This is a genomic window from Szabonella alba (assembly GCF_016765775.1).
GTDB classification, from domain to species: domain Bacteria; phylum Pseudomonadota; class Alphaproteobacteria; order Rhodobacterales; family Rhodobacteraceae; genus Szabonella; species Szabonella alba.
Genome location: NZ_JAESVN010000001.1, coordinates 349,840 through 373,193 on the forward strand (window position 1 = coordinate 349,840; position 23,354 = coordinate 373,193).

Below are 23,354 nucleotides of genomic sequence, written 5' to 3' on the forward strand. Positions count from 1 at the left end.
ACCGGATCTGGCGCGCAGGGTTAACATGAATGGGGCGGGCCTTCCAATGCCGCCCCCGCGCCCCAGCCCCGGTCTTGCGCTCCCGGGGGGCCGGAAGGAGCGCGAAAGGCCGTGAAAGTGACGACCGCAAGCGGGTGCCTGATCTGACACAACATCCGGCAAACAGGCGTAAATCCCGGCGTCAGGCGCTGATGGACGATCACCGCCCCCTTGCCGGATCGGAAACAGTCCGTTGCCGGATCGGCCCCGTCCTGACAGCCCCTGACAGGCCCTGTCAGCGTCGCATCGGCCCGGGATCCGTGCTAGAAGGCCGCAACTCCGTCAGGCAGGCCGATCCTTTGGAATTCACCTTTCACGACACGACCCTGACCGTCACCCATCCCGATGCCGGGGCGCTTTTGCGCGCTGCGGGGGCGCGGCTGACGGCAGGGCAGGGCTTTGCGCTGGCCACGATCAATCTGGACCATCTGGTGAAACTGCGCCGCGATGCGGCCTTCTGCCGGGCCTATGCGGCACAGGATTTCGTTGTCGCCGATGGCAATCCGGTTGTCTGGCTGTCACGGTTGGCGCGGCGTCCGGTCGGGCTGGTGCCCGGGTCGGATCTGGTGATCCCGCTGGCGCGGCTGGCGCGGGATGCCGGGCGGCCTGTTGTCTTGCTGGGCAGCAGCGATGCCGCGCTGGCCGGGGCTGCCGATCACCTGCGCGCCGTGCTGCCGGGGGTCACCATCGCCGCCAGCATCGCGCCGCCCTACGGCTTTGATCCTGCGGGTGACGACGCCCGCGCGATCCTGTCGCGGCTGGCGGAGATCGGGCCGGGACTGTGCCTGATCGCGCTTGGTGCGCCGAAACAGGAACGGCTGGCCGCGCTGGGCCGCGTGCTGGCGCCGCAAATGGGGTTCGCATCCATCGGGGCGGGGCTGGATTTCCTGTCGGGCCATCAGATGCGGGCCCCGCATTGGGCGCGGGCCATGGCGATGGAATGGCTGTGGCGGGCGCTGCAAAGCCCGCGCCGCCTGCTGCCGCGTTATGCCGCCTGCGCGGCGATCCTGCCGGGGCAGGCCATGGCGGCGTTGCGCCTGCGAAGGCAGGGTCCACGATCCTGACTACTTGTATTCGATCAGCCCCGCCTGCCGCCGCCGCATCCGGCCCAGCCAATAGCCGATCACGCCCTGCGCCTCGGGGATCTTGCCCAGAACGGTGAACAGGGCCGCCTCCCAGCCCGCCCGCCCCTCGGCTCGCCAGCGCCAGCCCAGCCGTGCCATTTGCGCGGGCCAGAGCAGCAGCAACGCCAGTGCGGCAGGATGCAGGGCAGCGCCCGACAGGGCGGCCAGCGGCAGACCCGCCCCCCAGATCAGCGCGCGCCGTGTTTCGGCCACCCAATGCCGTTCCGGCCCGGCCCCATGTCGCGCGGCCCCTTCGGCAAAGGCATGGCCCGCGCGCCGCGTCCGGTTCCACCATTGCCCAAAGCGGGTCATCGCCGCGTCATGCAGCGTCATTTCCGCATTGATACGCCAGATCTCGCCGCCCTTGCGCGCAAGGCGCAGGCACAGGTCCGGCTCTTCCCCCGCAATCAGGCTGGCATCATATCCCCCCACGGCGCGCAGCGCGGAAAGCCGGATCAGCGCATCGCCGCCACAGGCGGTTGCCTGTCCGATGGGCGTGTTCCATTCCCGGTCACACAGCCGGTTGTAGACGGATGCCTGCGCAAAGCGTTCCCGCCTGCGCCCGCAAATCACAACTGCCTGCGGATGACCGGCTGCAAAGGCGGTCGCGGCACCGATCCAGCCCGGGTCAAGACTGCAATCGCCGTCGATCATCTGCACCCAGCCATCGCCCTGCAGCCGCGCCAGCCCGGCATTGCGCGCCCGGGCGGCGGTGAAAGGAAGATCCATGTCCAGCGCCACCACCTCGGCCCCCGCGCGGGCCGCCGCCTCAACGCTGCCATCGGTCGAGCCGCTGTCGATATAGATGATGCGGCGCACCTGTCCTTGCAGCGAGGCCAGACAGGCCAGCAGGCGCGCGCCCTCATTGCGGCCGATCACCACCGCATCAACGGGGGTGTTTCCCGCAAGTGCAGACGCGGCATCGCCTCGGGGCGCGGCCCCGGTCCTTCCGGTTTCAGATGCCTTTGCCTGCCGCATCCGGCCACCCCCGGTGGTTCAAGATTACTCCTGCCATGGCTGCACCTTGGCAGGGTCGGACCGGCGGTTGATCCACCGCGATCCGGGGCGCAGACTAGGCGCTGCGGGCGGGCTTGACCATGCCCTCTGCCCGCTCTGCCCACGGGGCACAGCCCTTTCATTTTTCGCCATTCTCTGCTAAATGAGTTGTCCGGGCGGGGGCTCGGTCAATGCTGCAGACAGCCACGCCTTGAATCGTGGCTGCTGAACGGTTTGTCCGGGCGTTGCCTGCTGCGTGGCGGGTATTTGGATGTCAGTCAGGGCCGAAGCCTTCGGGCTTCATGGCAGCAGGAACCGGAAGACCCCATGTCCAGACGCGAAATGTTGATGGTATCGGCCCCGGAACCTGCCGATTTTGAGCAATCTCCGATGGATGAGGAGATCTTCCACAGGGTCGCGGAAGAGCGTGGCCGCGCGCTGCCGGTGGGTCGTTCGGTGTTCCGGTCTGACCGCCGGGCGCCGCAGACCGGCCTGACCCTGCCCGAAACTCCGCTGGTTATCGGTCAGTCCGGGCCGCTGGATCTGGCCCCGCCGCGCCCGCACCGGGTGTGGGAATCGCTGAATGCAGTCGTGCCGGATGACGCCTTTCTGGCGCGAAACGGTCTGTTCACGAATTCGGCACAGAACGCGGTGACCAATGAATTCGACCTGCTGCGCACCCGCATCCTGCAGCCGATGCAGGAGCGCGGCTGGCGCAGGCTGGCGGTCACATCGCCCACCCATGGCTGCGGCAAAAGCCTTGTCGCGGGCAATCTGGCCCTGTCGCTGTCGCGCCGTCCCGAAAGCCGCACCCTGCTGCTGGATCTGGAGCTGCGCGCGCCGGGGCTTGCGGCCCTTTTCGGCATGACCGGACTGGACCCCTTGCGCGAGGTTCTGACCGGGGATCAACCCTTCGAGGGCCATCTGCGCCGTCTGGGGCGGACGCTGGCGCTGGGGTTGAACCCGGTGCCGGTGCCGGATGCGGCGGAATTGCTGCACAGCCCGTCCCTGGCGGCCAGCATCGCCGCGATGATCGAGGGGCTGGATCCGCAGATCGCGATGTTCGATCTGCCCCCCGTGCTGTTGTCGGATGATGTGCTGGCGCTGTCGCCGCTGCTGGATGCGGTGATGCTGGTGATCGATGGCACGCGCAGCACCGCCGCCGAGATGCGCGACTGCGAAAAACTGCTGGACGGTCAGATCCCGATCCTCGGGGTTGTGCTGAACCGCGCGCAGGACCGGGGGCTGGCGCGGTTGCGCTATGGCCGGAGGGGGTAGGGCATGGGGCCGATCCAGTCGCTGGATGAACTGATCGGGCTGCTGATCCGCCGCCGCCTTCTGATCGGGGCGGTCGCGGTTTTCGGCACTGTGCTGACGCTTTTGCATGTGATGTCGCGGCCCGATGTCTTTGAAAGTGCCGCCGTCATTCAGGTGCAAAGCCCGATTGTCACCGACCCGATCTCGGGCGCGCAGGTGCCCAGCCAGTCGGCGCAGCGCCTGCAGGCGATTGAACAGCGCCTGACCACGCGCGACAATCTGCTGGCGGTGATCGACCGGCACGGGCTGTATCAGGATCTGGCGCTCAGCGAAGATGAAATGATCCATCTGCTGCGGATGTCGCTGCGGTTTGAGCGCGTGGCCAGTGCGGCCTCGCCGCAATTCGGCGCCCCGCCGCAGGTCGCGGCGATGATCGTTTTTGCGCAGGCCGACACGCGGGACCGCGCGGCGCGGATCGCCAATGATTTTGCGCAAAGCATTCTGGATGCCGGGGCCGAGGGGCAGACCGGGCGGGCGCGGGAATCGGTGCAGTTCTTCTCACGCCAACTGGAAGAGTTGCGCGCCGAGATTGTCCGCACCGAGACCGAGCTTGCGGGTTTCAAGACCGAGAATGCCATGGCCCTGCCCGCGCAGCGCGCGCTTCGGGAGCAGGAACTGGTGGGGCTGGAATCCGATCTGCGGGCGGTCGAACAGGATCTGAGTGCGGCCAGAAGCGAGCGCGATACGGTTCTGGCCCGGAATTCGCAGCGCGCGACCGACCGGCGTCAGATGGACGTGCTGGAGGAACAGATCGCACGACTGACGGCGCAAAGCGCGGTGCTGCAGGAGGGGCGGGCCGAGATCCGCGGCCTGCTGGTGCAGGCCCCCGAGGTGGATCGCAGATTGCTGACCTTCGAACGCAACCTCTCCCAGTTGCAGGAACAGTTCGATCTGACCACACGGCGGCTGGCCGAGGCACGGACGGCGATGGATGTCGAACAGCATCAGCAGGGGGAAACCTTCGCCCTGCTGGAACGCGCGATGGAACCGGATTACCCGGTCAGCGGCGGACGGCGGAAATTGGCATTGGCGGGGGGGCTGGGCAGTCTGATGCTGGGCTTTGGCCTTGCCTTTCTGCTGGACCTGAGGCGGCCGGTGCTGCGCACCCGCGCGCAGGTAGCGCGGGAGCTTGACCTGCAACCCATAGTTGCGATTCCGCCAATCCGGGGCATTGGCAGAGGGCGGCGGGGATTTCTGGCGCGGATGCTGTTGGGCAGCCCGCCTGCGGCGCGCAGCGCCCTGCCTGCGCCGGCCCCTGCAACCGCGCAGCCCAAGGCGATGGCGCGCCTGTTTGGGGCGGCAAAGGGACATGCCGGGCTGACGCCTATCGGCAGCGGGCTGGCTGGATCGGCGGTGCTGCTGCTGGTGATGATCGGTGTCGCGGTCACGACCTGAGCGGCGGGCCGGTAAGACTGAACGGCTGCGGAGGCGCTGCCTGCGCCTGCGGGGAAATTCCGGCCCGCGATGTCGGCGGTCCTGCATCCGGCCCCCGATGGGGGGTCAAGTCAGTATCCGGTGCAGCGCATCACCACGCCGATGGTCCTGAACATCAGCCGCATATCGGTGCCGAAGGACAGGCTGTGTTCATAGTCGGTGTCGAATTCCGCGCGTGAGCCAAAGCTGGTATCGTTGCGCCCCGAGGTCTGCCAGGGCCCGGTAATGCCGGGGCGCAGCCGGTAATAGGCGTTGCCGGGATAAAGCGCTTGCTGGTTCAGCATCATCGGGCGGGGGCCGACAAGGCTCATATCCCCGGTCAGCACATTCCACAGTTGCGGCAGTTCATCCAGCGAGGAGCGGCGCAGGAACTGCCCGAAGCGGGTGATGCGCGGGTCGCGTTTCAGCTTCTGCGTCTCTTCCCATTCCCGCCGCGCCTCGGGATGCGCGGCAAGGTAATCGGCCATGCGGGCATCGGCATCGCTGACCATGCTGCGCAATTTCCACATGCGGAAATGCCGCCCGTCCTTGCCGACCCGTTGCTGGGTATAGAAAACGCTGCCGCCATCGCGCCGCACTGCCAGCCCCAGTCCAAGAACCAGCGGCAGCACGATAGGCGCTGCCAGCAGCACCGCCGTCACGTCGAATATCCGTTTCAGCCTGTCGCGATACAGGCCCGAGGGCGGCTTGCCCGCCGTGTCGTCAGGGCCGGGTTTCGCCGGTCCGACCCGTTCAATCCTGTTCGGTGCCATTTTCCGGCGTGGCGGGAATTCGGGAAATGAAATCGTCATTGTCCACGCCCCGGCAACAAACAGCGCTGGCATGCGCTTTGGAACCGGCGATCTGATTTGTCAGATTCACAGAAACAGCAGTCAAGCGCAGCCCATGGGCCGCGTTTTCCAACACTCCACAATCCCATGACACACACCCGGCAGTAACGCCCCCAAGTCAGATTTTAACCTATTCTCAGAGGGTCTTGCGAGGAAGAAGCAGACTTGGCAGAGCCGATCCTGACAAGTTTACCGACCGGTTCTGACACAGGCTCGCCTTAGTCTTGCCTTAAAATTTGATATGCAATCCTGGGTTGCATAAAGTTCAGACCGTCAGGGTCAGCGCCTGTGTGGCGACGAATCATCATTCTGGTGAAGGATGGACTAATCAGCCGGATGCGCCGCGATTGCGCGGCGGTTCTGGCACCGGTTCGATTGTTTCTTCAAACGGAAATATGACGCGGCTTGCCGCGTTGGAGGGTCTTAGGGCTGCGCTGTGAAGAATGCCGGGTCTGTCAGGCCTCGGCCTGCATCGCGCCGGGTTCTTCCCCGCCGGTGGATCGCGCGCCCGTCACAAAAGCGACAAGCAGGGCCACGGCGATCAGGCCTGTCAAGGGATAGACCAGAAGCACAACCCAGAGCGGAGCGCCGAACAGCAAGGCTGCGATGGCAGACGCCAGCCCACCCAACAAACCCAGAAGAATTACTGCTGCGGCCATGGTATGCTCCCTTCTCTGACAGCTTCCAATACAACCATAGGTTAAGTCAAGCTGCAGTTCCGATCCTTCCGGCCAAGTAAGGCGAAACTGGGGCAGAAAGCGTATATTCAGCGGGCGGTCCGGCGAAAATGCGCGGGGGATTTGATTAAAGCGCCGCGATTTCCGCCCGGTGAAGCGCAAGTGCTGCCAGAATCAGGGTCAGGGCAACGCCTGACCACAGCAGGTCATGGCGGGGATCCCAGACCTGATGACGCCGCGCCAGCCAGATCACCAGCGGATGCATGGCGGCAAGGGCAAGCCCCTGACCGGCCAGCGCGCCGACCAATCCCCCCAGCTCGGCGCCAAGGATGAAGGCAAAGGTCTGGATCAGCGCCTTGGCCAGAAGCACGAAGAAGAAATTCCGCGAATCCCCCGCCGCCAGTGCCGCCTGATCATAAGTCATGCCGATCACGGCGGGCATCTGCAGGCAGGCGACCAGCACGACGACGGCCCCCGCCATCGTATAGCGGTCGTCATAAAGCAGGCCGACAAGCGGCACGCCGATCAGCGCCAGCACCCCCAGCAAGCCCAGCAATCCCCCCGTCATCGCCATGCGCATCCGGCGCAGGCGCGGGGCATTGGCCGCCTTCGCCCCGGGCGGATCGTCGCGATAAAGCGGGATCATCACCTTCATCACCACCGCCCCGCCCAGAAGCCACGGGAAGGAGGCCAGAAAATAGCCGATATTATAGACGCCCAGCCTGTCGATGGGCAGATAGGCCCCAAGGATCAGCCGGTCGCCCTGCGCCATCACGAAGCCGCAGGCGGTAGACAGGAAGATCCATTTGCCGAAATGCACCAGTTCACGCCCCGCCGCCGGTTCCCAGCGAAAGCGGTTCGCGGCACCGGGCAGGAAATGATGCATCAGGATCAGCTTGGCCAATGCCGTCAGCACCGCGCCCAGCACCAGCGCCCAGACCGACCCCGACAGCGCGGCAAACAGCACCATCGCGGCAATGCCGATGGTCTGCGCGGCAAGGTCCAGCGCCGTCACGCGGCCCAGCATTAGATGGCGGCTGGCGCTGTCGATCCGCGTCGGATTGAACCCCGCGATCAACAGCGAAAGCCCCGCGACCGGGATCAGCACAGACAGGTCCGGCGCCTGATAGGCCCAGGCCAGCAGCGGCCCCAGCCCCAGTGTCGCCAGCCACAGGATGCCACCACGCAGGACCTGCAGACTCCATGCCGTGTTCAGGAAATCGGGATCATCGCCGCGCGGGCTGCGCGAAATCGCCGGGCCGATCCCGACATCGGAAAACATCGTCAGCCCGACAAGGACCACCGTGACCAGCGCCATCAGGCCAAATGCCTCGGGGAACAGCAGCCGCGCCAGCACAAGGTTCGAGGCCAGCCGCAAACCCTGCGCAAGCGCATAGCTGCCCGCCGTGAAGGCCGAGCCGCGCAGCGCGCGGGCGAAAAGCGCCTGCCCACGAAAAGCGCCGAACAAGGTCATGAAACGCTCCGCTGCTGGGGTTGCGGGACGGTAGGGCGCAGGGGGGCAGAGGTCAATCGCGGGTGTCTTGGCGGGTCGGGGCCTTGCGGCCCGGAGATTTTGGTATACCATTTTTGCACAACAGGGAGGAAGATGATGCGGGACGCTTTGGGCGCGGTGACAATCACGAATGTCGTGGCGGCGGGACTGGTGGGGGAAAGCCCGCCGGGCGGATGGTCCACCGAGATCCGCCCCGAGGATTCGGTGCATACGCTGGTGGCGGTGCATACCGATGCCGGCATCACCGGTTTCGGATCCGTCTTTGCGCCCGGTCCGCTGGTCGTGGCGGCGGTCGATCAGCTGCGCAGCTTCTGCATCGGGGAAACGGCGCTGGAGCCGGAACGGATCAGCGAGAAACTGCATCAGAACACCTTCTGGTTCGGGCGCGGCGGCACGATCACCCATGCCATCAGCGGCATCGACCTTGCACTGTGGGACATTCTGGGCAAGGCGGCAGGACTGCCGGTGTCAATCCTTGCGGGCGGGCGGCATCGCGCCCGCGTGCGGCCGTATTGTTCGCTGCTGATGGAGGAACCGGGCCGGATGGCCGAGGTGATCACGCGCTACCGCGAACAGGGTTACCGCGCCTTCAAGATCGGCTGGGGGCCGTTCGGGCGGCGCGATGATCCGCGGCTGGATGCGGCGATTGTGGCCGATGCGATGCGCGAACTTCCCGAGGGCGGGCAGTTGTTCGTCGATGCGGGCGCGTCGGATGCCTATTGGCCCAATGGTCTGAAATGGGCGCTGCGCACCGCCGATATGCTGGCCGATCACGGCGTAGGCTGGTTCGAAGAGGCGCTGGTGCCCGACGCGCTGGAGGATTTCGTGACATTACGCAAGGTGTCACGCCTGCCGATCACCGGGGGGGAGGTGTTGACGCGCCGCCAGTCCTTCCTGCCGTTCCTGAGTGCCGGGGCCTTTGACATCATCCAGCCTGATGTCACCAAGGTCGGCGGCTTTTCCGAACAGCGCCGGATCGCGCGCATGGCGCAGGATTTCGGCGTGCGTTACGTCGGGCATGGCTGGAATACCGCGATGGGGCTTGCGGCCGATCTGCAGATGGCCGCCGCCCTGCCGGGGGTCGATCTGGTCGAATATATCGGCGGCAGCCCCTATGTTGATGAACTGACAGTCGAGGGGTTCCGGCTGGACGGCGACGGGATGATTGAGATCCCGGCCAGCCCGGGCTGGGGTGTCACGCCCGACCGGGACCGGATCGCGCGCTTTTGCCCGGATGTGGCACGGCTGTTCGGGGAATAGGGTCGGGCCGGGCGTCCCGGGGGGGCATGCCCCCTCCGGGGGGTCAGTCGTCAGGTCCAGTCCCAGGGCGTGATAAAATTGCCAAGGGCATTCTTGATGGCGGTTTCATCCACGCCTTCGGCGCGGCTGATCCGGGCGACCAGCCCGCGCTTCTTGTCCTCGATCACCGAATCGACCCGGACGGGCAGGCCCGCCCCGGACAAGGCGGCATCATAGACGCGGGTGATCGCCAGCCGCCGCAGATCGGGTTTGAACACCTTGCCCACGGCGGTTTTCGGCAGTTCCGGCAGGATCTCCACCCGCTTGGGCACGGCGGCGCGTTCATGGATATGGGAGGCCGCGAATTCAAGCAGATCCGCCTCGCTGGCGGTCGCGCCCTTGACCAGTTCGACATAGGCGCAGGGCAGTTCACCGGAATGCGCATCGGGCTGGCCGATCGCGCCGACAAAGGCCACGGCCTCATGGCCCATCAGCGCCTCTTCGATGATCGCGGGGTCGATATTATGCCCACCCCGGATGATCAGGTCCTTGGCCCGGCCGGTGATGTAAAGATAGCCCTCGGCATCCATACGGCCCAGATCGCCGGTGCGCAGATAGATCCCTTCGGCAAACAGGCTGCGGTTCTTGTCGACCTCGGTATAGGTCGAGCCGGGGAAGACCCCGGGGTTTGAAACGCAGATCTCGCCCACCTCATCGGGGCCGCATTCATGCGTCACCTCACCATCCGCCCCGACATGCAGGATGCGCACCGTCGTATAGGGCAGGGGAATGCCGACCGATCCGATCTTCTTGCTGCCCTCGGGCGGGTTGCAGGACACCAGGCAGGTGCATTCCGTCAGCCCGTAGCCTTCGATGATCTGCACGCCGGTTGCCTGTTCAAAGCGGCGGTAAAGTTCCAGCGGCAGGGGGGCCGAACCTGAAAACGCGCCGCGCAGGCTGCTGACATCGGCGGTGACGGGGCGCTGCATCAGCGCCGAAAGCGCGGTCGGCACCGTGATCATATAGGTGACCTTCCAGCGCTCGACCAAGGCCCAGAAATTGTCGAACACCCCGTCACCGCGATAGCCCGCAGGGGTCGGAAAGACGACATGCGCGCCCGAGGCGATCATCGACATCAGGATCGGATAGACCGCAAAGACATGGAACATCGGCAGCGGGCAGATCACGACATCCGATGATTTGAACATCAGCCGCGCGCCCAGCCAGCCGTTATAGACCATGCCCGAAACCTTGTGCTGCGCAACTTTCGGCATTCCGGTCGTGCCGCCGGTATGGAAATAGGCCGCCACGCGGTCCTCGACCGTATCTGCAAAGGTCAGGCGGTCCGCCGGGTGCTTGGCGCATTCAGCATTGAAATCCTTGACATTCGCGGTGTGCCCGATCGGGTTTTTCGGGCGGATCAGCGGGACGATCCAGCTTTTGGGTGGGGACAGATAGCGGTTGAGGTCGATCTCAAGCACCGTCTTGACGCCGGGCGCATGGCGGACTGCCTCGGCCACTTTCTGCGCAACTTCGGTCTTGGGGAAGGCGCGCAGCGTCACCACCACCTTGGCCTTGGTTTCCCGCAGGATCGCGCTGATCTGGTCGGCCTCCAGCAGCGGATTGACCGGATTGACGATACCCGCGACCGAGCCACCCAGCATGACCGCCGCCGTTTCCAGACAGTTTGGCAACACATAGGCCACGACATCCCCCGGGCCGACCCCCAGACTGCGGAACAGGTTTGCGGCCTGCGTCGCCTTGCCATGCAGTTCGGACCAGCTGAGCGTTTCGGATTTGTCTGCGGGGCCCGACATGAGCTGAAACGAGATCGCCGGACGGCTGCCATGGGCATCGCGCGCGCGGCTCAGGAACTGATAGATGGATCGCGCCTCGTCGCGCTCGGCCCAGGGGCCCTCTGCCTCGATGGCGTCCCGGTCAGCAATGGATGCGAATGCCCCCATGATCGTCAGTCCTCCCTGAAATTGCCGGCCGCTCCTCCGCCGGTTCGATTTATCATGCCGCAGGATGCGAATTTTTCCAAAATCCCGCAACCCGGCGCAGATGGGGATACGCAACGTCAGAACAGGGTCACAACGGGATTGCAGCAGGGAAGGCGGGCCGACATGGCCCCGAAAAGCAAAAAACCCCGCCCGGTAAGGGGCGGGGTTTTCCGGTCGGGAGGCGCAGCAGGCCCCCCGGGATCATTGGCCCATGGGCAGGATTACATCATCCCGTCCATGCCGCCCATTCCACCCATGCCGCCGCCGCCAGCGGAGCCTTTCGGCTCGGGCTTGTCGGCGATCATGGCTTCGGTGGTGATCAGAAGCGAAGCGACCGAGGCCGCATCTTCCAGTGCCGTCCGCGTCACCTTGGCCGGGTCGATCACGCCGAACTTGAACATGTCGCCATATTCTTCGGTCTGAGCGTTGAAGCCAAAGTTCTTGTCGGTCGACTCGCGCACCTTGCCGGCCACGACAGCGCCATCGACGCCGGCGTTTTCAGCGATCTGACGCAGCGGCGCTTCCAATGCGCGGCGCACGATGGCGATCCCGGCATTCTGGTCGCTGTTCTCACCGGTGACGCCGTCAAGCGACTTGCCAGCCTGAACGAGGGCCACGCCGCCGCCGACAACGATGCCTTCCTGCACGGCCGCACGGGTCGCGTTCAGGGCGTCATCGACACGGTCCTTGCGCTCTTTCACTTCGACTTCGGTCATGCCGCCGACGCGGATCACCGCAACTCCGCCTGCCAGTTTGGCAACGCGTTCCTGCAGTTTTTCCTTGTCGTAATCCGAGGTGGTTTCCTCGATCTGGGTGCGGATCTGGGACACGCGGGCCTGAATTTCGGCCTTGTCGCCAGCACCATCCACGATGGTGGTGTTGTCCTTGTTGATCTGCACTTTCTTGGCGGTGCCGAGCATGTCGATGCCGACATTTTCCAGCTTCATGCCCAGATCGTCCGAGATCACCTGACCACCGGTCAGGATCGCGATGTCCTGCAGCATGGCCTTGCGACGATCACCGAAGCCCGGAGCCTTGACGGCAGCGATCTTCAGGCCACCACGCAGCTTGTTGACGACCAGCGTGGCCAGAGCCTCGCCTTCCACATCTTCCGCGATGATGATCAGCGGACGCTGCGACTGGATCACGGCCTCCAGCAGCGGAACCATCGGCTGCAGCGACGAAAGTTTTTTCTCGTGCAGCAGGATATAGGCGTCTTCCAGTTCCGCGATCATCTTGTCGGGATTGGTGACGAAATAGGGCGACAGGTAACCGCGGTCGAACTGCATGCCTTCGACGACTTCGGTTTCCGTTTCCAGACCCTTGTTTTCCTCGACGGTGATGACACCCTCATTGCCGACCTTCTGCATCGCATCGGCGATCTGGCGGCCGATTTCGGCCTCGCCATTGGCCGAGATGGTGCCGACCTGTGCAACTTCGGCGCTGTCCTTGACGGGGCGCGAAGCGGCCTTGATGGCAGCGACAACCTTGATCACGGCGAGGTCGATGCCGCGCTTCAGATCCATCGGGTTCATGCCGGCGGCAACGGCCTTCAGGCCGTCCTTGATGATCGCCTGCGCCAGAACGGTCGCGGTGGTGGTGCCGTCGCCCGCTTCGTCATTGGTGCGGGAAGCGACTTCCTTCACCATCTGCGCGCCCATGTTCTCGAACTTGTCGGAAAGTTCGATCTCCTTGGCGACCGTCACACCGTCCTTGGTGATGCGCGGCGAGCCGAAGCTCTTGTCGATCACGACATTGCGGCCTTTCGGGCCCAGGGTGACCTTCACGGCATCGGCGAGGATGTTCACGCCGCGCAACATGCGGTCGCGGGCATCGGTATCGAATTTGACGTCCTTAGCAGCCATTTTGCTTGCTCCAGTTTGTCTTGTATTTCAGGGAAGGAATTGGCGCCCGGTTCAGCGGGCAGCGCGATCTCAGGAAATGATCCCGAGGATATCGCTTTCCTTCATGATCAGCAGTTCCTTGCCGTCGAGCGTGACTTCGGTGCCCGACCATTTGCCGAACAGGATGCGATCACCGGCCTTGACGGAGGGCGCGATCAGCTCGCCCGAATCCTTGCGCGCGCCTTCGCCGACCGAGATGATCTCGCCTTCAGCGGGCTTTTCTTTCGCGGTGTCGGGGATGATCAGTCCGCCCTTGGTCTTTTCCTCGCCTTCGATGCGACGGACCAGCACGCGGTCATGCAGCGGTTTGAATGCCATCTGGTAACACTCCCTTGAGTTCCAGGTTTGTCTCGTGTTGGCACTCACCTCTTGTGAGTGCTAACGGTGCGCTAGTTAGGCACAGGCCACGCGACTGTCAAGCATTCTGCGTGGGGTTTGCGTTCTTCCGACTGCCAGAACGCAAGGCCTGATGCCGCAAGTTCTTGTGCCGCACGGGCGCGGCTCAGCGGCGGCGACGGCCGGGGGAGGGGCCGTCCGGTTTCGTGCCGGGCTTTCTGCCTGATTCCGCGCCGGGATGCCACCCGGTTTTTTTCGCGATGCGTCGGGGCGGGGCAGAGGGAAGGTCGATTTCACGCCATTCGCCGGGGGCCAGCCCCTCCAGCGTCCAGTCGCCGACGCGCCAGCGCACGAGCCGCAACGTCGGATGCCCCACCGCCGCCGTCATGCGCCGCACCTGCCGGTTGCGCCCTTCGGTGATCGTCAGTTGCAGCCAGCAATCGGGAATGCTGGGGCGATGGCGGATCGGTGGGTCACGGGCCCAAAGGTCGGGCGGAGTGATCCGTTCGGCCTGCGCGGGCGCGGTCAGGCCGTCCTTCAGCGCCACGCCCCGGGTAAGGGTCTGCAAGGCGGCATCATCCGGCAGCCCCTCGACCTGCACCAGATAGGTCTTTTCCTGCCGGTAGGCGGGGTCTGCGATCCGTGCCTGCAGTGCGCCATCATCGGTCAGCAGCAAAAGTCCCTCACTGTCGCGGTCAAGGCGGCCCGCCGGATAAACCTCCGGCACCGGCACGAATTCCCGCAAGGGCCGCCGCCCTTCGGCACTGTCGCCCGAGAATTGCGACAGGACCCCCCAGGGCTTGTTGAAGAGGATGAGCCTTGCCATCGCATCCTTCCCGAATCGTCGCTGCAGGACACCTGTTCCCTGCCTGCAGCCGGTTGCGAAAGGTCCGGATCCAGTTCCGTGGCAGGGCGTGATCCGCCCCCTGCCGTCGCATTGGCGATCGCGGGAGGACTCGAACCCCCGACCCGCTGCTTAGAAGGCAGCTGCTCTATCCAGCTGAGCTACGCGACCGCATGCCCCCTTTCTGATGCAGAGCGCGCGGGCGTGCAAGCCCGGGATCAGAGCACACGTGTCAGGAATACGCTGTTGGGGTCCTCGACATAGGTGCCGAAGGGCGGACATTCGCGAAACCCGGCGGACAGATAAAGCCGCCGGGCAGGTTCGAACATCGCCTGAGTGCCGGTCTCAAGGCTCAGCCGGGCAAGGCCAGCCGACCGTGCCTCGGCGATCAGATGTTCCAGAATCCGCCGCGACAGGCCCTGACCGCGCCGTTCGGCCAGAACATGCATCGACTTGATTTCGGCATGATCCGGCGCGATGCGCTTGAAGGCGCCCATGCCCACCGGCAGGGCCCCGTCGCGCATCACGAAAAAGGCGATGCCCGGTTCGGCGGCCATATGGGCGGCATCCATCATATGAATGCTTTCGGGCGGTGTATCGGCATGCATTTCAAGACTGTGGCGCGCCATCAGATCGGCAAGATCGGGCGCAAGGGGCGTGTCGCGGGCAATGCTGGGCATATCGGGAAAACCGTCGGAAGGAAGGAACTGACAGCAGAGTGGCGCAAAGCCTGCAGCGCTTCAATGGTCGCAATGACGGGGGGCCGAAGTGACAGGGGGCGTTTCACCCGCGGGCCTTGGCCCGGTTCACAGCCTCAATGCGTCCAGACGCCGCGACGGTTGGTCGCGAAGTTTTCGCCATAGCCGCCCTGACGGATCACCGGCTTGCGCGGTTTCGGTTCGGTCACGGTAAAATCAATGCCCTGTGCCTTGGCATAGGTTTCGGCCGCCTCGCGGCTGTCGAACCGCAGGCGGACCTGACTGGCCATATCATCCGAGGACGTCCAGCCCATCAACGGATCGACCTCACGCGCGCTGGCCGGGGCGAATTCCAGAATCCATTCATGGGTCTTGGCACTGCCGGATTGCATCGCGGTGCGGGCGGGCTGATAGATGCGGGCGCGCATGGGCGTGGCTCCTTTGCTGGACTGGAGCCATATGGGGGAAAACCATCCGGCTTGGCAAGCCCGGCACGCAGGAACATCCGCCCTGAAGCCCCCGGGGGGGGGGTGCTGTCGGCTGGTCACGGGGAGTGTGGGGTGGGGTGTGTGGTGCGGCCAGCCGACAGGCTTTGCTGCTTGCCTGTTCATCCTGGCAGAAGTCAGACCAATTTACAACCAAAAGATGAGTTTGTTTAAAATTAAGTTCTTTAAAATTGTTTTCGCTTTGACTGGCAAGCCCGGGGCCTTTGCCGGATGTGCCGGGCTTGCCGACCCTTCCAACCCGCCGAATCGCGGAGAGGGGCGGCGCGGGCTGTCGCATTGGCGGAACGTGCCCCTTGGTCCGGGGGGCCTTGAAATGGAACAAAAACAGATCAAATTGGGGGTCTGACAGGGAATCGCCTCCGAAGGAACCGGGATGCCGCACAACAACACCAACGCCCCGGCCGAACGCCCCGAGGTTCTGACCCGTCCCAAGCTTGAGGGCGGGCGCCCCTTCGTGCTGTCCACCCCGTTTCAGCCCGCCGGGGATCAGCCGACCGCGATTGCCGAACTGGCCGAAGGCGTGCGCAGCGGTGAACGCAATCAGGTGCTGCTGGGGGCGACCGGAACCGGCAAGACCTTCACCATGGCCAAGATCATCGAGGAAACCCAGCGCCCCGCGATCATTCTTGCGCCCAACAAGACGCTGGCCGCGCAGCTATATGGTGAATTCAAGGGATTTTTTCCCGACAATGCGGTGGAATATTTCGTCAGCTACTACGACTACTACCAGCCCGAAGCCTATGTCGCGCGGTCTGACACCTATATCGAGAAGGAAAGCCAGATCAACGAACAGATCGACCGGATGCGCCATTCGGCGACAAGGGCGCTTCTGGAACGCGATGACGTGATCATCGTGGCCTCGGTCTCCTGTATCTACGGCATCGGCTCGGTCGAGACCTATTCGGCAATGACACAGGATCTGGTCACCGGGCAGAATTACGACCAGCGACAGGTGATCGCCGAACTGGTGGCCCAGCAATTCCGCCGCAACGATCAGGCGTTTCAGCGCGGGTCCTTCCGGGTGCGCGGCGATTCGCTTGAGGTCTGGCCAGCCCACCTTGAGGACCGCGCCTGGCGTTTCAGCTTCTTCGGGGAAGAACTGGAAAGCATTGTCGAGTTCGATCCGCTGACCGGCGCCAAGACCGACACATTCAAGCAGATCCGCATCTATGCCAATTCGCATTACGTCACGCCGCGCCCAACGATGCAGCAGGCCATTCAGGGCATCAAACGCGAATTGCGTCAGCGGCTGGATCAGTTGGTGAATGAAGGCAAGCTCTTGGAGGCGCAGCGGCTGGAACAGCGCTGCAATTTCGATCTGGAGATGCTGGAGGCGACGGGCGTCTGCAACGGGATCGAGAATTATTCCCGCTATCTGACGGGGCGCGCGCCGGGGGAGCCGCCGCCGACCCTGTTCGAATTCATTCCCGACAATGCGATTGTCTTTGCCGATGAAAGCCATGTTTCGGTCCCGCAGATCGGCGGCATGTATAAAGGCGACTACCGGCGCAAATTCACGCTGGCCGAACACGGGTTCCGCCTGCCCTCCTGCATGGACAACCGGCCTCTGAAGTTTGAGGAATGGGACGCGATGCGCCCGCAATCGGTGTTCGTCTCGGCCACGCCCTCGGCATGGGAGATCGAACAGGCCGGTGGCGTCTTTGCCGAACAGGTGATCCGTCCCACCGGCCTTCTGGACCCGATGGTCGAGATCCGCCCCGTCGAATCCCAGGTCGATGACCTGCTGGATGAGATCCGCCGCGTGGCACTCGCCGGGTTGCGCGTGCTGGTCACCGTGCTGACGAAGCGCATGGCCGAGGATCTGACCGAATATTTCCACGAACAGGGCATCCGCATCCGCTACATGCATTCGGATATCGACACCATTGAACGCATTGAAATCCTGCGCGATCTGCGGCTGGGGGCGTTCGATGTGCTGGTGGGCATCAACCTGCTGCGCGAAGGCCTCGATATTCCCGAATGTGGCCTTGTGGCAATTCTGGATGCCGACAAGGAGGGGTTCCTGCGCTCGGAAACCAGCCTGATCCAGACCATCGGCCGGGCGGCGCGCAATTCCGATGGCCGCGTCATCATGTATGCCGACCGCATCACCGGCTCGATGGAGCGTGCCATCGGCGAAACCAACCGCCGCCGCGAAAAGCAGATCGCCTATAACGAGTTGCACGGCATCACGCCCCAGACGGTGCGCAAGAATGTCGAGGATGTTCTGGCGGGCCTCTGGCAGGGCGATACCGACATGTCCCGCGTCACCGCCAAGGTGGACAAGCCGCTTGTCGGCCAGAACCTGGCCGCCCATCTGGATGCGCTGCGGATCCAGATGCGCAAGGCCGCCGAAAATCTGGAATTCGAAGAGGCCGCACGCCTGCGCGATGAGGTCAAGCGCCTTGAGGCGGTGGAACTGGCGATTTCCGACGATCCGCTGGCGCGTCAGTCAGCGGTCGAGGACGCGGTGGAGGATGCTGTGAAAATGTCGGGACGGTCCACCGCCGGACGCGCCGGACAACGCGGCGGCAAGGCGCGGCGCCGGAAATAGCGGCCGGGCCGGGTGCGGGCAAGCGGGGAAAAGCGCGCCCCAAGACTGGGGCGCGCGCGCCCTTATCCCTGCAGCGTCCGCACCCCATACCCCTCACCCCGGGCCTTCATCGCCGCGACGGCGGCGATGCTGGCGGCGGCGGTGGTGAAATAGGGGATCTTGTCCATCAGTGCTACACGGCGGATGTCGCGGCTGTCTGCGATGGCCTGACTGCCCTCGGTCGTGTTCAGCACCAGTGCTATATCGGTGTTCTTCAGCCGGTCCACGATATTCGGGCGGCCTTCATAGACCTTGTTGACAAGGGTCGCCGTCACGCCTTCGACGGCCAGCCAGCTGGCAGTGCCCTTGGTCGCCACCAGTTCAAACCCCATGGCGACCAGATCGCGCGCGGCAACGGCCAGCGCTGCGGTCTTGTCCATATCCTTGACCGACAGGAAAACGCGCCCCGCCTCGGGCAGATGCGTGCCCGCCCCCATCTGCGCCTTGAGGAAGGCCAGCGCGAAGCTGCGGTCCCAGCCCATCACCTCCCCGGTAGAGCGCATTTCCGGCCCCAGCATCGGATCGACACCGGGGAAGCGGGCGAAGGGCAGAACCGCCTCCTTGACCGAGAACCACGGCGTGATCGGATTGGCCAGCGTCAGCGGATCGGCCAGCGGCAGATCGGTATCCGGGCCGACGCCCTCGGCATAGGGCGCGCGCATCGGGAAATTAGCCAGCGGTTCGCCAGCCATCAGCCGCGCAGCGATGGACGCAATCGCGCTGTCGGTGGCCTTGGCGACGAACGGCACGGTGCGGCTGGCACGCGGGTTGACCTCCAGCACGAAAATCTCACCATCCTTGATGGCGAATTGCACATTCATCAGGCCGACCACATTCAGCGCGCGGGCCATGGCGACGGTCTGATCCTTCAGCGCCGCAATGGTTTCAGGCGTCAGCGAATGGGGCGGCAGGCAGCAGGCGCTGTCCCCGGAATGGACGCCCGCCTCTTCGATATGTTCCATGATGCCCGCAACATGAACGTTGTGACCGTCCGACAGCGCATCGACATCCACCTCGATCGCGCCCGAAAGATAGCTGTCCAGCAGGACCGGGTTCTTGCCCGACACCTGCACGGCCTCGCGGATATAGCGTTCAAGCTGCGCGTCATCGCGGATGATCTCCATCGCGCGGCCCCCCAGCACGAAGGAGGGGCGGATCACCAGCGGATAGCCGACTTCGGCGGCAACGGCGAAGGCCTCGTCCCGGCTGCGCGCGGTGCCGTTGACGGGTTGCCTGAGGTTCAGGCTGTGCAGCAGTTTCTGGAACCGCTCCCGGTCCTCGGCCAGATCAATAGCATCGGGCGTGGTGCCAAGGATCGGGATGCCTTCCTCATGCAGCGCATTGGCCAGTTTCAGCGGGGTCTGTCCGCCGAACTGCACGATCACGCCATGCAGGGTGCCGTTATCCTGTTCAACCCGCAGAATCTCCAGCACATGTTCCAGTGTCAGAGGTTCGAAATACAACCGGTCCGATGTGTCATAGTCAGTGGAAACCGTTTCCGGGTTGCAGTTGACCATGATGGTCTCATAGCCCGCCTCGGTCAGCGCATAGCAGGCATGACAGCAGCAGTAATCAAACTCGATCCCCTGACCGATGCGGTTGGGGCCACCGCCAAGGATAACCACCTTTTTCGCGCCCGAAGGCCGCGCCTCGCATTCCGCCTCACCCATCACGGGGGTTTCATAGGTCGAATACATATAGGGCGTCTGTGCCTCGAACTCGGCAGCACAGGTGTCGATGCGCTTGAACACGGCATTGACGCCCAGATTGCGCCGGGCGCGGCGCACCTGACCCTCCTCGCGGCCGGTCAGTTTTGCCAGTCGGGCATCGGTGAAACCCAGCATCTTGACGCGGCGCAGACCATCCGCCGAAACGGGCAGGCCATCGTGGCGGATCTTGGCCTCGGCCTCGATGATCTCACGGATGCGGGCAAGGAACCACGGATCGAAGGCGGTCGCGCCGTTGATCTCCTCATCCGTCAGCCCGTGGCGCATCGCTTGCGCGATGACGCGGATCCGGTCGGGGGTCTGCAGCGACAGCGCCTTGAAGATCGGGGCGCGGTCGCCCGATTTCTCATCCAGACCGGGGATCGCGATTTCGTCAAAGCCCGAAAGCCCGGTCTCCATCGAGGCCAGCGCCTTCTGCATCGATTCGTGGATCGTGCGGCCGATGGCCATGACCTCACCCACCGATTTCATTGCCGTGGTCAGATGCGGCTCGGATCCGGGGAATTTTTCAAAGGCGAAACGCGGGATCTTGGTCACGACATAGTCGATGGAGGGCTCGAAACTGGCGGGCGTGACCTTGGTGATGTCATTGTCCAGCTCATCCAGCGTGTAGCCGACGGCCAGTTTTGCGGCGATCTTGGCGATGGGAAAGCCCGTGGCTTTTGACGCCAGCGCCGAGGAGCGCGACACGCGCGGGTTCATCTCGATCACGACCATGCGCCCATCGGCGGGGTTGATCGCCCATTGCACATTGGATCCGCCGGTTTCGACCCCGATTTCACGCAGCACGGCAATACTGCCGTTGCGCATGATCTGATATTCCTTGTCGGTCAGGGTCAGCGCCGGGGCCACGGTGATCGAATCGCCGGTATGCACGCCCATCGGGTCCACATTCTCGATGGAACAGATGATGATGGCATTGTCGGCAGTGTCGCGCACCACCTCCATCTCATATTCCTTCCAGCCCAGAAGGGATTCGTCGACAAGGATCTGCGCCATGGGCGAGGCTTCCAGCCCCGAACGGCAGATCGCCTCGTAATCGTCGCGGTTATAGGCAACTCCGCCCCCGGTGCCGCCAAGGGTGAAGGCCGGGCGGATGATCGCGGGCAGGCCGACATAGTCCAGCGCCGCAACAGCCTCGGCCACCCCGGCACTGATGTCATATTTGCCATTGTCGCGTTTCGGCGCGGCGATGATGGTCGCCTTGGGGTTTTCCAGCCCGATCCGGTCCATCGCCTCGCGGAACAATTTGCGATCTTCTGCCATTTCAATGGCCGCCCGCTTGGCACCGATCAGTTCAACATTATACTTTTCCAACACTCCCAGATCGGCCAGTGCCAGCGCGGTGTTCAGACCCGTCTGCCCGCCCATCGTCGGCAGCAGCGCATCGGGCCGTTCCTTTTCGATGATCTTGGCCACAACCTCAGGCGTGATAGGTTCGATATAGGTGGCATCGGCCAGACCCGGATCGGTCATGATCGTCGCAGGGTTCGAGTTGACGAGGATGACGCGATAGCCTTCCTCACGCAGGGCCTTGCAGGCCTGTGCACCGGAATAGTCGAACTCGCAGGCCTGACCGATGATGATGGGTCCCGCACCGATGATCATGATGGATTTGATGTCGGTTCTTTTCGGCATGGTCGGCCTCGCATAAGGGTAACCGGACCCTCGACAGGGCCGGGCAGTTGGATCGCAAGCATCGCGCAAATTGGCGTGGGTTTAAGGTGCAAGGCCGGGGGGCGCAACCCTGATCCGATGCGTCGTTCGGCACCTCGCGGCGGGCGGGGGGACGTGCTACATGCCCGGGCAGCAGGAAGCGGGGGACTATGAAGCGGGGGACTGTGGCGTGATCCTGTGCGAGAACGGGCCCGATGGGCGTTTCGCCCGTTTCAACCCGCGCGACGTCGTGGTGGCGCGGGCGGCGGATGAGGTCGCGCCGGCGCTGGCGCGGCTGGATGCGGCGCGGGCGGCGGGTGCTTGGGTCGCGGGCTGGATGGCCTATGAGGCGGGCTATGCGCTGGAGCCACGGCTTGCGCGGCTGATGCCCGCCGATCCCGGGCCGCTGCTGGCCTTCGGAATCTGCGATGCGCCGTCGGACGCGGTCCTGCCGGACGGCGCGGGAAAGATGAGCATGCCCCGGCCGGTGGTGACGCGCGACACCTATGACGCGGCCTTTGCGCAAGTGGCGGCCTTTATCGCGGCAGGGGATTGCTACCAGATCAACCTGACCTTTCCGATGACCGCGACGCTGACAAGCGGCTCGGCGCTGGGGCTTTATGCAGCACTGCGCGGCAGGCAGGCGGTCGGCCATGGCGGCTTTGCCGATTTCGGGGCGGCGGCGGATCTGCCGGTGATGATTTCGCGCAGTCCGGAGCTGTTTTTCCGCACCGATGCCGCAGGCCGTATCGTCGCGCGCCCCATGAAGGGCACCGCGCCGCGCCATCCCGATCCGGTGCGCGATCAGGCCATTATTCAGGAATTGTCCGAAAGTGAAAAGGTCCGTGCCGAAAATCTGATGATTGTGGATTTGCTGCGCAATGATATTGGCAGGATTTCACAAATCGGTTCGGTCCGCGTGCCCGAGTTGTATGCCGTGGAAAGCTTTGCCACCCTGCATCAGATGTCCAGCCGGGTAGAGGGGGTTCTGACCGGCCCGCCGCTGCTGTCGCAACTGATGCCCGCGCTGTTTCCCTGCGGATCGGTCACCGGCGCGCCGAAGATCCGCGCGATGGAGATCATCCATGAGCTGGAACCCTTCCCGCGTGGCCTCTATTGCGGTGCCTTCGGCTGGATGGGGCCGGACGGGGCTTCGTCCTTTAATGTGACGATCCGCACGCTGTCGCTTTGGGGTGACCGGATCACCATGAATGTGGGCGGCGGTGTCGTGGCCGATAGCACCGCACAAGGGGAATGGGAGGAGGCGCTGTGGAAAGCGCGTTTCGCGATGCCGCAGATGTAAGCCTGATCGAGACGCTGGGCTGGACCGGGCAGGATTTCCCGCGGCTGGCCCTGCATCTGGGCCGTCTGTCCCGCTCGGCCGCCCGGATGGGGCGTCCCTGCAATCCTGCCATGGCCGAAGCCGCATTGCGCAACGCGGCTCCGCCGGGGCCTGCCCGCATGCGCCTTCTGCTGGATGCGGTGGGGCGGGTGACGGTCACCGCCGCAGATTTTACGCCCGCCCCGGCGGTCTGGCGCGTCGGGCTGGCCGACACGCGGCTGGACCCGGACGATCCCTGGCTGACGCTGAAATCCACCCGCCGCGCGGTCTATGACACGGCCCGGGCCGCGCTGCCCGCAGGGTTGGATGAGGTGATCTTCCTCAATCACCGCGATGAGGTCTGCGAGGGCACGATCACATCGCTGTTCTTCGACCGGGGACAGGGCTGGCGCACGCCGCCGCTGCAATCGGGGCTGTTGCCGGGTGTCCTGCGCGCCGAATTGCTGGCGGCAGGAACGCTGCGTGAGGAAGTGCTGACTGCCGCGGATCTGCCGCTTGTGCGCTTGCGGCTTGGCAATTCCCTGCGCGGGCTGGCCCCGGCAGAGCTTTGCCCCCCGGAAATTTAGCCCTGAAACG

Annotated in this window: 19 protein-coding genes and 1 tRNA gene; 7 read left to right on the top strand and 13 right to left on the bottom strand. The window is 64.4% G+C overall.

All coding sequences use genetic code 11. The annotated features are described in order from the left end of the window. Window positions 1-338: 338 nt before the first annotated feature. Entirely contained in the window at window positions 339-1,103 is a 765-nt protein-coding gene (locus tag JL811_RS01595; RefSeq protein WP_420496754.1) for a WecB/TagA/CpsF family glycosyltransferase, read from the top strand. Here the strand turns inward: JL811_RS01595 and JL811_RS01600 are convergent, their stop codons facing one another. Continuing rightward, entirely contained in the window at window positions 1,104-2,141 is a 1,038-nt protein-coding gene (locus JL811_RS01600; protein WP_202686503.1) for a glycosyltransferase family 2 protein, read from the bottom strand. A gap of 345 nt (window positions 2,142-2,486) precedes the next feature. Between JL811_RS01600 and JL811_RS01605 the strand changes: the two genes are divergently transcribed. Together JL811_RS01605 and JL811_RS01610 are read left to right on the top strand one after the other, a co-directional pair. Further along, complete coding sequence (locus JL811_RS01605; protein ID WP_202686505.1) at window positions 2,487-3,437, top strand: CpsD/CapB family tyrosine-protein kinase; 951 nt, start codon at window positions 2,487-2,489, stop codon at window positions 3,435-3,437. A gap of 3 nt (window positions 3,438-3,440) precedes the next feature. Then, window positions 3,441-4,871: a GumC family protein gene (locus JL811_RS01610; RefSeq protein WP_202686507.1), complete on the top strand. Its 1,431-nt coding sequence runs from the start codon at window positions 3,441-3,443 to the stop codon at window positions 4,869-4,871. Window positions 4,872-4,981: 110 nt separating this feature from the next. Here the strand turns inward: JL811_RS01610 and JL811_RS01615 are convergent, their stop codons facing one another. From JL811_RS01615 to JL811_RS01630, 4 genes are all read right to left on the bottom strand, one after another. Continuing rightward, window positions 4,982-5,662, bottom strand: coding sequence for a sugar transferase (locus JL811_RS01615; protein WP_202686509.1), 681 nt, complete (start codon window positions 5,660-5,662; stop codon window positions 4,982-4,984). Continuing rightward, window positions 5,643-5,816: a hypothetical protein gene (locus JL811_RS01620; RefSeq protein WP_202686511.1), complete on the bottom strand. Its 174-nt coding sequence runs from the start codon at window positions 5,814-5,816 to the stop codon at window positions 5,643-5,645. Before JL811_RS01620 ends, JL811_RS01615 begins: the two co-directional genes overlap by 20 nt. A 379-nt stretch (window positions 5,817-6,195) precedes the next feature. Beyond that, window positions 6,196-6,399, bottom strand: coding sequence for a hypothetical protein (locus JL811_RS01625; protein WP_202686513.1), 204 nt, complete (start codon window positions 6,397-6,399; stop codon window positions 6,196-6,198). A 145-nt stretch (window positions 6,400-6,544) separates the two neighbouring features. Continuing rightward, the gene (locus tag JL811_RS01630) at window positions 6,545-7,891 is read right to left on the bottom strand and encodes an oligosaccharide flippase family protein (protein ID WP_202686515.1); all 1,347 of its coding nucleotides are present in this window, start codon (window positions 7,889-7,891) and stop codon (window positions 6,545-6,547) included. A gap of 132 nt (window positions 7,892-8,023) precedes the next feature. On the opposite strand from JL811_RS01630, the gene JL811_RS01635 reads away from it, so the two are divergent. Next, window positions 8,024-9,190: a mandelate racemase/muconate lactonizing enzyme family protein gene (locus JL811_RS01635; RefSeq protein ID WP_202686517.1), complete on the top strand. Its 1,167-nt coding sequence runs from the start codon at window positions 8,024-8,026 to the stop codon at window positions 9,188-9,190. 50 nt (window positions 9,191-9,240) lie between these two features. Here the strand turns inward: JL811_RS01635 and JL811_RS01640 are convergent, their stop codons facing one another. The 7 genes from JL811_RS01640 to JL811_RS01670 all read right to left on the bottom strand — a co-directional run bounded on the left by JL811_RS01640 (window position 9,241) and on the right by JL811_RS01670 (window position 15,382). Further along, window positions 9,241-11,133, bottom strand: coding sequence for an acyl-CoA synthetase (locus tag JL811_RS01640; protein WP_202686519.1), 1,893 nt, complete (start codon window positions 11,131-11,133; stop codon window positions 9,241-9,243). A 260-nt stretch (window positions 11,134-11,393) separates the two neighbouring features. Continuing rightward, window positions 11,394-13,037, bottom strand: a complete 1,644-nt coding sequence (gene groL, locus JL811_RS01645) for a chaperonin GroEL (protein WP_202686521.1) — start codon at window positions 13,035-13,037, stop codon at window positions 11,394-11,396. Between the two features lie 69 nt (window positions 13,038-13,106). Beyond that, window positions 13,107-13,394: a co-chaperone GroES gene (locus tag JL811_RS01650; RefSeq protein ID WP_202686523.1), complete on the bottom strand. Its 288-nt coding sequence runs from the start codon at window positions 13,392-13,394 to the stop codon at window positions 13,107-13,109. A gap of 184 nt (window positions 13,395-13,578) precedes the next feature. After that, a complete protein-coding gene (locus JL811_RS01655) occupies window positions 13,579-14,238 on the bottom strand; it encodes a pseudouridine synthase (RefSeq protein WP_202686525.1) in 660 nt (219 codons plus the stop codon). Between the two features lie 112 nt (window positions 14,239-14,350). Next, window positions 14,351-14,427, bottom strand: a tRNA-Arg gene (locus tag JL811_RS01660). 47 nt (window positions 14,428-14,474) lie between these two features. Next, window positions 14,475-14,936, bottom strand: a complete 462-nt coding sequence (locus tag JL811_RS01665; protein ID WP_202686527.1) for a GNAT family N-acetyltransferase — start codon at window positions 14,934-14,936, stop codon at window positions 14,475-14,477. A 134-nt stretch (window positions 14,937-15,070) separates the two neighbouring features. Further along, a complete protein-coding gene (locus JL811_RS01670) occupies window positions 15,071-15,382 on the bottom strand; it encodes an ETC complex I subunit (RefSeq protein WP_202686529.1) in 312 nt (103 codons plus the stop codon). Between the two features lie 451 nt (window positions 15,383-15,833). Here JL811_RS01670 and uvrB point away from each other — a divergent pair, with 451 nt between their 5' ends. After that, window positions 15,834-18,014, top strand: a complete 2,181-nt coding sequence (gene uvrB, locus JL811_RS01675) for an excinuclease ABC subunit UvrB (RefSeq protein ID WP_202686531.1) — start codon at window positions 15,834-15,836, stop codon at window positions 18,012-18,014. A 62-nt stretch (window positions 18,015-18,076) separates the two neighbouring features. On the opposite strand, the gene carB is transcribed toward uvrB, so the two are convergent. Beyond that, a complete protein-coding gene (gene carB / locus JL811_RS01680) occupies window positions 18,077-21,418 on the bottom strand; it encodes a carbamoyl-phosphate synthase large subunit (RefSeq protein ID WP_202686534.1) in 3,342 nt (1,113 codons plus the stop codon). 208 nt (window positions 21,419-21,626) lie between these two features. Between carB and JL811_RS01685 the strand changes: the two genes are divergently transcribed. Together JL811_RS01685 and JL811_RS01690 are read left to right on the top strand one after the other, a co-directional pair. Continuing rightward, the gene (locus tag JL811_RS01685) at window positions 21,627-22,739 is read left to right on the top strand and encodes an aminodeoxychorismate synthase component I (protein WP_420496761.1); all 1,113 of its coding nucleotides are present in this window, start codon (window positions 21,627-21,629) and stop codon (window positions 22,737-22,739) included. Beyond that, window positions 22,706-23,344: an aminotransferase class IV family protein gene (locus JL811_RS01690; protein ID WP_420496755.1), complete on the top strand. Its 639-nt coding sequence runs from the start codon at window positions 22,706-22,708 to the stop codon at window positions 23,342-23,344. The genes JL811_RS01685 and JL811_RS01690 overlap by 34 nt, the downstream gene beginning before the upstream one ends. Window positions 23,345-23,354: the final 10 nt, after the last annotated feature.

Bases quoted from the DNA above. Each gene is read 5' to 3' on its own strand.
- JL811_RS01665 (WP_202686527.1), bottom strand. From the start codon at position 14,936: ATGCCCAGCATTGCCCGCGACACGCCCCTTGCGCCCGATCTTGCCGAT.
- JL811_RS01600 (WP_202686503.1), bottom strand. From the start codon at position 2,141: ATGCGGCAGGCAAAGGCATCTGAAACCGGAAGGACCGGGGCCGCGCCC.
- JL811_RS01635 (WP_202686517.1), top strand. From the start codon at position 8,024: ATGATGCGGGACGCTTTGGGCGCGGTGACAATCACGAATGTCGTGGCG.
- JL811_RS01615 (WP_202686509.1), bottom strand. From the start codon at position 5,662: ATGGCACCGAACAGGATTGAACGGGTCGGACCGGCGAAACCCGGCCCT.
- groL (WP_202686521.1), bottom strand. From the start codon at position 13,037: ATGGCTGCTAAGGACGTCAAATTCGATACCGATGCCCGCGACCGCATG.
- JL811_RS01670 (WP_202686529.1), bottom strand. From the start codon at position 15,382: ATGCGCGCCCGCATCTATCAGCCCGCCCGCACCGCGATGCAATCCGGC.
- carB (WP_202686534.1), bottom strand. From the start codon at position 21,418: ATGCCGAAAAGAACCGACATCAAATCCATCATGATCATCGGTGCGGGA.
- JL811_RS01655 (WP_202686525.1), bottom strand. From the start codon at position 14,238: ATGGCAAGGCTCATCCTCTTCAACAAGCCCTGGGGGGTCCTGTCGCAA.
- uvrB (WP_202686531.1), top strand. From the start codon at position 15,834: ATGCCGCACAACAACACCAACGCCCCGGCCGAACGCCCCGAGGTTCTG.
- JL811_RS01640 (WP_202686519.1), bottom strand. From the start codon at position 11,133: ATGGGGGCATTCGCATCCATTGCTGACCGGGACGCCATCGAGGCAGAG.
- JL811_RS01630 (WP_202686515.1), bottom strand. From the start codon at position 7,891: ATGACCTTGTTCGGCGCTTTTCGTGGGCAGGCGCTTTTCGCCCGCGCG.
- JL811_RS01610 (WP_202686507.1), top strand. From the start codon at position 3,441: ATGGGGCCGATCCAGTCGCTGGATGAACTGATCGGGCTGCTGATCCGC.
- JL811_RS01605 (WP_202686505.1), top strand. From the start codon at position 2,487: ATGTCCAGACGCGAAATGTTGATGGTATCGGCCCCGGAACCTGCCGAT.
- JL811_RS01650 (WP_202686523.1), bottom strand. From the start codon at position 13,394: ATGGCATTCAAACCGCTGCATGACCGCGTGCTGGTCCGTCGCATCGAA.
- JL811_RS01625 (WP_202686513.1), bottom strand. From the start codon at position 6,399: ATGGCCGCAGCAGTAATTCTTCTGGGTTTGTTGGGTGGGCTGGCGTCT.